Origin of the sequence: Nocardiopsis flavescens (assembly GCF_900141985.1) — a bacterium.
Classification (GTDB): Bacteria; Actinomycetota; Actinomycetes; order Streptosporangiales; family Streptosporangiaceae; genus Nocardiopsis; species Nocardiopsis flavescens.
The window spans coordinates 1-8,341 of record NZ_FQZK01000052.1; the positions used below are offsets into that span (position 1 = coordinate 1).

At 71.7% G+C, this 8,341-nt stretch carries 6 protein-coding genes and 1 pseudogene; 3 read left to right on the forward strand and 4 right to left on the reverse strand.

What is annotated here, in order from left to right; all coding sequences use genetic code 11:
* The 4 genes from BUE45_RS30760 to BUE45_RS32845 form a co-directional block, all read right to left on the reverse strand.
* Positions 1 to 468, reverse strand: a 468-nt coding sequence (locus tag BUE45_RS30760; RefSeq protein WP_143173551.1) for a hypothetical protein, incomplete at its 3' end; no start/stop codon positions are given.
* A 594-nt stretch (positions 469 to 1,062) separates the two neighbouring features.
* A complete protein-coding gene (locus BUE45_RS30765; RefSeq protein ID WP_073384439.1) occupies positions 1,063 to 1,482 on the reverse strand; it encodes a hypothetical protein in 420 nt (139 codons plus the stop codon).
* 89 nt (positions 1,483 to 1,571) lie between these two features.
* Positions 1,572 to 2,171, reverse strand: a complete 600-nt coding sequence (locus BUE45_RS30770) for a hypothetical protein (protein ID WP_073384440.1) — start codon at positions 2,169 to 2,171, stop codon at positions 1,572 to 1,574.
* A 2-nt stretch (positions 2,172 to 2,173) separates the two neighbouring features.
* Positions 2,174 to 6,022 carry a hypothetical protein gene (locus BUE45_RS32845; RefSeq protein ID WP_073384441.1) on the reverse strand — a complete coding sequence of 1,283 codons (3,849 nt, stop codon included), beginning with the start codon at positions 6,020 to 6,022 and terminating at the stop codon, positions 2,174 to 2,176.
* Positions 6,023 to 6,527: 505 nt separating this feature from the next.
* Here BUE45_RS32845 and BUE45_RS30780 point away from each other — a divergent pair.
* From BUE45_RS30780 to BUE45_RS32850, 3 genes and pseudogenes are all read left to right on the forward strand, one after another.
* Positions 6,528 to 6,767 carry a hypothetical protein gene (locus BUE45_RS30780; protein ID WP_073384442.1) on the forward strand — a complete coding sequence of 80 codons (240 nt, stop codon included), beginning with the start codon at positions 6,528 to 6,530 and terminating at the stop codon, positions 6,765 to 6,767.
* On the forward strand, positions 6,764 to 6,982 hold the full coding sequence (locus tag BUE45_RS30785) for a hypothetical protein (RefSeq protein WP_073384443.1): 219 nt from the start codon (positions 6,764 to 6,766) through the stop codon (positions 6,980 to 6,982). Before BUE45_RS30780 ends, BUE45_RS30785 begins: the two co-directional genes overlap by 4 nt.
* Before the next feature lie 130 nt (positions 6,983 to 7,112).
* A pseudogene (locus tag BUE45_RS32850) lies at positions 7,113 to 8,341 on the forward strand (hypothetical protein); the annotation flags it as partial.

The following is an 8,341-nucleotide window of genomic DNA, read 5'->3' on the forward strand; positions in this document are numbered from 1 at the left end:
CCCCCCGAAGTGCATCCCGCCGTTCACGGTGTCGGTCTGGGTGACGTGGCCGGTGTTGAACCCCACGGTGAACGTCCCGCCGGACACGTTCCCGAGCTGCACACCGACCCGGCCGCCGTTGTTGACGTTGGTCACCGAGCCGCCCCCGACGACGGTGGGCCCGTGGTAGGTGTTCGTCCCGCCGAGGTTCACGATCCCCTCGTTCTGCCGGATGACGGTGCTGTCGGTGTACTGGTCGCCGTCCCCGATGTGGACCGGGCCGGTGTTGCCGGTGATCGTGGTCCCGCCCTGGTGAACGGTGCCGTGGTAGTCGGCGGAGCGGTCCACCGTCAGCGCGTCGATGTCCCGGGCCTGCACGCTGGTGGCCTGGTCGGCCACGTCGTTGACCGTGTTGTCGGCGCCGGTGCTCGGCTGGTCCGGGGCGGCGGCGGCGCGCCAGGCGGCGCGGAAGCGGGCGAAGAACCCCATCGGGGCCCCCTCTCGGGTTGGTGTGTCGTGGTGACACACACATACTGTGTCATCGTGGCACACCTGTCAAGCGGTTCGGGGGCCCGGTAAGCGTCCTGTCACCCCGGGGTAAGGCCGCCCCGGCGGTTCCCGGGGGCGGGGGCGCACGGCCGCACCCGCCCCCACCTGCGCAGGAACCCGGGGAGCTGCCCCCGGTCGGCACCGGGGGCGGCGACCGGTACGTGAGCGCGATGACATACCGGGCCCGGCGGACACGTACCGCACGTGCGGGGCCGGGATGGTGGGGGTCTGGTGGTACCCCGGGGGCCCGTCGCCCGGAGGCCGGCACGGTGCGGGGCCGGCGGGCCCACCGGCCCCGCACCGCCTGGTGGGCCCGCCCGGTCCTCGGCCCGGTCCGGCGGGGGTTCTCGCGCCCGGGGCGTAGGGGAGCGCACACCGGGTGGGCGCGAGGTTCCCCGCCGGTGCGGGGGGTCCCGGGGGCGCGAGCCCCCGGGTACCACCAGACCCTTACCATCCCGGCCCCTCGGCCGGTACGTGAGCGGGATGACGTACCGGCCGGACCGGTCACGTACCGCACGTGCGGGGCCGGGCAGTTCAGAGCTGGTCGGCCGAAAGCAACACCGATTCCAGGGCGAGGACGAACGCGCTGGCCTCCGCCCGGTCCGCGGTGGCCTCGGTGTCCTCGGGGGCGGGCATGCGGCCGATGGCGCTCCGGGCCCCGTCAACGACGGTGATCCCGTTCGTCAGGGACCGCAACCGGTCGGCCCAGTACTGCCACGCGGGCGGCGCCCACACCGCCAGGTCCTCATGCCATGTGCCAGTAGCCTCGGCCGCGTGCCAGGACGCTACCGCGCTGGCCGCCTCGGACACCATGGGGTGTGCCATCCCGGCGCGGACGCCGTCCTCGGCGTCGGTGGGGTACATCTCCCGGACCGCCACCCACGCGGCGTGCTCCCGGCGGTGCAGGTAGGACGCTACGGCGCACCGGGCAGTGTGGTACTCATGACCGCTCATGGGGTCCTCTCGGGCAGACGAAAAAGGGTGGCCCCGCATTTGCGGGGCCACCCGATCCTATCGGTCTCACCTGGTGGGGGCCGGGGTTTTCACCACCCGATATCGTTGATCGCGGTGATATACATTCCGGTCACATAGTGGGCGCTGATGAGGGCGTTCAGCATGTCCCGGGCGCCCTCGGGCCCGCCGTCCAAATACGCCTGAATGAGCTTGTCACCGGCGTTTCCGGGGAGGTGGTGGCCGAGGTTGATAGTGCGTTCCCGCTCGTCTTGGGAGACGACGAAAATACCGGTGACAGTCAGGGACCCACCAGCGCCCCCACCGCCACCACCACCGGGCTTGAAAGAGTCGCGGAATCCCTGTGCGTGTCCCTTGTCGATTTTCGTTTCCCGCTGTGCCTTTTTCAGGGCCTCGGCCCGGTCGGGGGAAATGCCTTTGAGGCTCTTGTCCTTTGATTTGGCCCACCGGCGTACGGTGGACGTGGACACGCCCATTTTTTCTGCGAGGCGGCGCACACCGCCGCCGCGCCCTGTCCCGCCGAGGTCCCTGATAGCGTCACGGGCCCATTTGCCGTGAGTTTTTCCCTCCCGGAATTTTCCGGCCCGGCCGGTGATCGCCTGGTACATGGCATCACCGGGAGTGAAATAGTTCGGGTCTTCCTCCGCCATTTCGGTAAGGTATCCGGCCATGATCACACCTCCTTTCCAAGGCCGAGGATACGAATATGCTCATTCACTTTAGCAGAGAATTCACCAATGGGCATGGTCTCTTTGTGGTGGTAGGAGCCCATTCCGACACCCCTGTCGAAACCCGGCTTCGGGCCGCCCTTTTCCCTGGGGAACCAGAAAGCACCGAACGCCTTTTCCGGGTCGGGTTCGTCGCTGGTGTACCACACGGCGTCCGTCGTGATGAGCACCGGCCATTCCCCCGTGTAGGCGTGCGTTTGGCGCACATTCCGCAGGAGATTGGTACGGGCGAGAGAAACCGTGGTGTGCCGCCAGTCGGGCCGCCACACAAAATTAGTGCCCCGCTCGAACATTCCCACCGTCTCACGGAATGTGGCCTTGATGGCGTGCAGAATGCGCGTCTCATCGGGGTCACCGTCCTCGGCCGAGGCCAGCGCATCCAGGTAGCCATCCCGCCACCGCTCGGCGATCGTGCGGGTCAGCCGCGCCCCGCCCCGGCCCATGGGCTGTAGGTAGGCGTCGAACCGGGTCGTCTCCGACAGGTAGCCGTTCGCCCGGACCTCGGCCAGGGTCGGAGTCGCGACCCAGATCATGCCGTCCTCGTCCGGCTGGACATCGGCCGTCACGATGGGCGGGGGGGTCATCCCCGCCACGGTCGCCGGGGCACCGCCCAGCGGCGTCACGGGGTAGCGGTCCTCCCGGTGGGGGATACGCCAGTACCCGGGCGCGCTCTTTTTGAAAGGCATGTCGCTCAGGTGCTGGAGCGGGCGCGTCGCCAGCTCGACCATGCCGAGGGTGGACAGGTATTGGGCTCGGGCGTCCACCTGGTGGGCCAGCGCCCGCCCGGCCTCGGCCTCGGCCAGCGGCCGGGCCCACACCAGGTCCTTTTCCCACATCGGGGAGGCGGCCGGGGTGCCGAATCCGTTGTGCAGCCATTCGACGTCCCCGAGGCGGCTACTGGACTTGACCGAGTTGACGCCGGTCACCCCGCCGGTGAGGCGGTAGGGGTGGCCCATCCGGCGCGCGTACCCGCCCAGCATGTAGGCGGCCGAGGCGGGGGTGTCGGTGTGGCTGAGGAACTGCGCCCCCTTGATGCGGTTGCGCTTGTGGTGGCCGTCCATCCACTCCAGGATCACCACGGACACCGAGCCCTTGCCGGTCGCCCGCCACGACGACCAGGCCGTCACCGACCGGCCACCCTTCCAGTGCAGGGCGGCGGCCTGGTCGTAGCAGGGCGGCGCCGGGACCTCGGCCGCGGGCTCGGCCTTCTTCTTGGTGGCTCCGGTGGCCTTCTTGAGTCGGGACCGGGTCGCGCCCCCGAGTGCGCTGGTGGGGGTGTGCTCGGGACCGGCCTCGGGCGAGTGCCAGTCGCCCGAGCCCATCCCGAGGCGGGCGGCGGCCTCGGCGGTGATCGCCACGGTCCCGCCCCGGGGGGGCAGCAGCGCCGCCACGTGGTCAAGGAACCGGCCCATGTGGTCACCGACCTCGGCCGGGGTGTCGATGGGGATACCGGTGTCGGTCCACAGGGTGTCGCCGTCCCAGCCGAGCGCGTACGCGGCGGGGGTCGGGGCGGCCGACCTCCGCGGGCCGGGCGCCGGGGCGATCGGGACCGGCGCCGCCTCGGCCGCGGGGGCCGGTGCGGGCTCGGCGGCGGGCGCCCGGTGGGCCGGGGCCGCGGCCTCGGTGGGCTCGGCCGGGCGGGTTTGGCCGGCGGGGGGGGCGCCGGTGCCGAACAGTGCCGCGGGCTCGGCCGCCTCGGCCGGGGCCGGGGTGGGCTCTGCGGGGCCCTGTGCGGGTGCCTCGGGCGTCGGGGAGGGGCCGCCGGTGGCCTCGGCCGGGGTGCCCCCCGCGCCGGGCGCGAGATCGGGCCAGACCATCTCACGGCGTAGCAGGATCATCGGGGTCGGGCTCTTGTGGCCGGTGATCTGCACGCGGTGGGTGGCCGACTGGCCCGCCTGCGGGGAGCGGTAGGACGCTCCGGCCCGCAGGACGGCCGGGGGCAGGCTCCGGACGGTGTACCCCTGTACGCGCGGGTCACCGGCGGCGGCGCACAGCGTGTGCAGGGTCTCAGACCGGATACCGAGCGCGCCGAGGTCGGGGAGCCAGTACAGGGGCAGGCCCCGGCCCGCCCACTCGCCGCCGAACCCCGCGTGCAACCCGAGTTCCCCGGGGGTGCGCCCGGGGACCGATCCGGTCCCGTCCGCCTCGGGCACGGCGGGTTTACCGCCCTGCGTGGCCACGTGGGCCCGCCCGGCCGCCATGGCGTGCCGGATCACGTCCCCGAGCGCGTTGCCGAGGTCGTCGGCGGCGGCGGCCCGGTCCTCCATGACGTGCCGCTGACGCACCAGCGACCGGGCCAGACCCTCGGCCGCGCGCGCCAGCATCGGGGCCGGGTCGGCGTCGGCCGCCTCGGCCAGCAGCACCAGACCGCCGAGCAGCGCCCCCGCGTTGCGGACCATGCCCCCGACCCCGAGCCGTGCGGACTCCCAATCGGGCATGACCTGTTCGACCTCGGCCACCAGGGCGGCCCGGCCGCGCGCGTCGGCCTGGTCCAGGATGGCGGCGGCCCGATCGCCGTGGGCCTCGGCCAGGCGGTGGACGATCCGGTCCCCGAGGGTGTGCAGGATCGGCCCGTGCGCGGCGCCGTTGGTGATGCCCAGTTCCCCGAGGCCGCCCCACCACGTGGTGTCCACGTCCCCGGCCACCAGGTAGAGCACCACCGAACGCCGGTAGAGCGACGCCATCATGATCGGCGGCAGGTTCTCGGCCGTCACCATCAGCGGAGACCGGGCGTAGCGGTTGCGCTGTCCGCCCATCTCCCGGTTCCGGCGGCCCCGGAACCGCTCCCCGTTGGCCAAGCTCCGGATGATCATGTCCAGGGTCCGGTTCGTCGAGGCGACGTCGGCGGCCGAGGCGTCCCGGGGCAGCGCGAGATCATCGAGCAGTGCGGGCATGTCCGCCTCGGTGTCCAGGCGGCATTCGATGTCGGTCGCCGTGTCGGTGAACCGGACCGTGGACGGCGGTTCCCACGTGTAGCGGGTGCCCACGGCGCGCCCGGCGGCGACCGCCGAGCTTTTCCCGGCTCCGGCCTCACCGGTGACGACCAGGCCGGTCGGCACGCGCCGGATGGACTGGCCGAGCGCGCGCGCGCCGGTCCCGATCGTGACCAGGGTCGCCCACCCCCCGTGCTCGGTGATCCGTGCCAGGCCGGAGCGCAGGGCCTCGGCGTCGGGGCCGGGCCCCTCGGGCGGCGCCGCGAGCCACGACAGGCGGGGGTCACCCTCGTTGAGGAAATGGATCGGCCGCCCGGCCGGGACGGTGGACCCGTCGCCGCGGAGGTAGACCCGCCGTCCGGGCCGCTCGGGGTCGGCGTGCCATCCGGTGCGGGTGGTCGCCAGCACCCGGGGCGCCGCGGTGCCGAGCAGGCGCACGACGTTGTGCAGGGTGTCCCTGATCTGCCGGGTTCCGACGCCGACCGCGCTCGGGAACCGGTCCCAGAGTTCGCCGGTGCGCAGGTTGGCGGCGCTGACGGTCTGCTCGTCCTCACCGACCCGCACGCGGTAGTGGACGGCGTGGATCTCGCCGCCCCCGGCGTCCTCGGCCGGGGTGACCAGGACGCCGGTCACCTCGGGGAGCCAGTCCAGTACGGGCGTCGGGGGGGTGGGGGGCTCGGGCAGCTCGGGGGTGTCGAACGGTCCCGCCTCGGGCTTCTTGGCCCTCTTGTCGTTTGCGGCCTTCAACAAACGGCCGCGGATGGTGTCCACCAACCACCCGGGGGAGCCCGGGACGGCGATGACGCCCCGCAGGGGCATGGGCAGGATCGTTGCGTCCTGCTCGGTGTCGTGGCTGGTCACCGGTCACCCCCGGTGGGGGTGGTGGTGTCACCTGCGGGGATGTATGTGGTCACGGTCGGTGCGGTGTTGGGGGAGATGACTACCCAACGGCCCATGACCCCGTATAGTGGGGACAGCAAAAGGGGTTCACGCCCTTCATATAGAGCACCTGGTGGGTTCATCCGCCAAGATCAAGACCACCCGGTGCGAAGCTTCCCGCCCCGGCCGATTCGGCCGGGGCGGCTTCTGTTGTGCCTGCCATCATGCCGGATGCCCGTGACCTGTGAGGGCTCTGTGACACATCGGTGGCCGGTGTCGGCCGTGATGCGCGCAAAGTCCGTTTCTGGTGCGCCCTCGTGATCCGGGGGTGCTAGGCGTGACGACAGGTGTACGGGACAATACCGGGGTTATCCAAGCTTGCCAACCTTGGACACACACTAAAACTACACAGCTTGCCAAGCTTGCCAACTTGGGCAAGCTGTGTAAGCATCGACTCATGCCCAGTACGAAAGTGAGGCCGCCGAGGATGGCGACCGCCAAGAAGAAGACCGCCCCGAAGACCGTCCGCTACCCGCGGATCATGTGCTCGCAACACACGCTCGACACGGTCAATCTGCGGATCGGTCCCCAGCTGACCGCCGAGGCCGGCCGAAAGGTCAAACAGACGGAATTGGTCGACGCGCTCATCGCCGTAGGGATCGCCCACCTGCCCGAGGTGGCCGCCCTCCTGCTCACCCCCGACAGCGAAACGGAGTCCGACGAATGACCCCCCGCATAGCCGCTGCCCGCGCGACCGCCCTGTTCGGCGCGGTCACCCTCGCCGCCGCCACGGCGGCCGGGCACCTCGGCCACCTGGTGGCCGAATCCACCACCACCGCTCTCGCCCAGCTCGGCCCCCTCGGCTCGGTCAGCCCGGCCGGGGCCGCCGTCCTCGGCCTCGGCGGCCTGGTCGCCGTCGTGATCGGGGGCCACCGTGGATAGCCGTGTCCCCTACATGCCCCCCAGCGACGCCACCGCGGCCCCGGCCGCGGACCCCTCGGGTCTCATGTGGTCGGTGTGGGAGTCGCTGGCCCCGGCCGCTCAGAGCACGGTGGCCGTGACCGTGGCGGCCGTGACGGCGGTCGGCGCCGTGGTCCTGATCGTGCTCGGCGCGCGGGCGATCGGCGCCCAGACGCGCCGGGCTGTAGCGCTCCTGTGGGGCCGCTGGAACGGACGCCCCCGGACCCCGGGAGACACGTCCACGGCCGACATGCTGCACGACATCGCGGCCCCCGCCGCGATGGGCCTGGTGATCCTGGTCCTCGCTTTTGAGGGCCTGGTGGAGTTCGCCGAGACGATGGCCGGTATCCCGGTGCCGTTGTCCTGGCTGGTCATCGTGGTAATTGAGTTCCTGGCCCTGTGGTTCGCATCCACCCGGTTCCGGCGGGCGCAGGCCGGGCACAGCGCGCCGGTAGCGGCCGTGATGACGTGGTCGGTGATCACCCTCGCGGCCTATCTCCAGCACGGGCACGCGGTGGACGCCGAACTCTCCACCGAGGGTGTGGTGTTCCGTACGTCGCTGCCGTTCCTGCTCGGAATCCTCGTGGAAACGTCGCTCCACCAGCGGCGCAAAAATGCGGCTGATTCCCTGAAAGACCGGCGCAAGCGCAATGTCGAATCGGTGTTGAAATTCAACCCGGTTGAATACGTTCAGGTGCGCATGACCATGGCCGCTCACCCCGAGTGGAGCACCGAAAAGGCTCTCGTCTCGGTGCGGGTCAACCGCGCCTCGGCCGTCCTTATGGAACTGCGGGAAACCGCCGCCCTGCCCGCCGCGCCCATGCCCGAGGCGCCACAGAGCCACGACAAGGACTCGGTCCGCGCTCACCGGGCCGAGCGCGAAAGGGTCCGGCGCGCCAATGCCGACCGAGTCGCGAAAATGGACCGTTTGCAGAAGCGCGCCATTCGTCACCTGTCCCGGGTCGGATTCGGCGGGGACCCCTCGGGAGATCAGTCCGTGGACCTGCTGCGGACCATGCAGGTCCGCACGCGGGTGACCGAGGTCGCCGGGCTGGACTACTCCCAGCGGGACACCACGCTGTCGGTTCTGCACACTCTGGTGACCCGGGCCGACGCCGACACCCGGCCGGGTACCCCGGAGCTGACCGAGGCGGGTACCCCGGTCACCTCCGCCCCCGAGGCGGGTACCCCGGCCGCGGGTGCCGCACCCGGGGTGACCGGGCCGGGCACCCTCCCGGAGGTGACCGCCCCCGCTCCCGAGGTGACCGCCTCGGGAGCGGCACCCGCCGGGTACCCGCACGGCACCCCGGCCCCGGCCGAGGCGGGTACCCCCGCCCCGGC

Coding starts and splice junctions, on each gene's coding strand:
- BUE45_RS30770 (WP_073384440.1), bottom strand. CDS start 2,171: ATGGCCGGATACCTTACCGAAATGGCGGAGGAAGACCCGAACTATTTC.
- BUE45_RS30765 (WP_073384439.1), bottom strand. CDS start 1,482: ATGAGCGGTCATGAGTACCACACTGCCCGGTGCGCCGTAGCGTCCTAC.
- BUE45_RS30780 (WP_073384442.1), top strand. CDS start 6,528: ATGGCGACCGCCAAGAAGAAGACCGCCCCGAAGACCGTCCGCTACCCG.
- BUE45_RS30785 (WP_073384443.1), top strand. CDS start 6,764: ATGACCCCCCGCATAGCCGCTGCCCGCGCGACCGCCCTGTTCGGCGCG.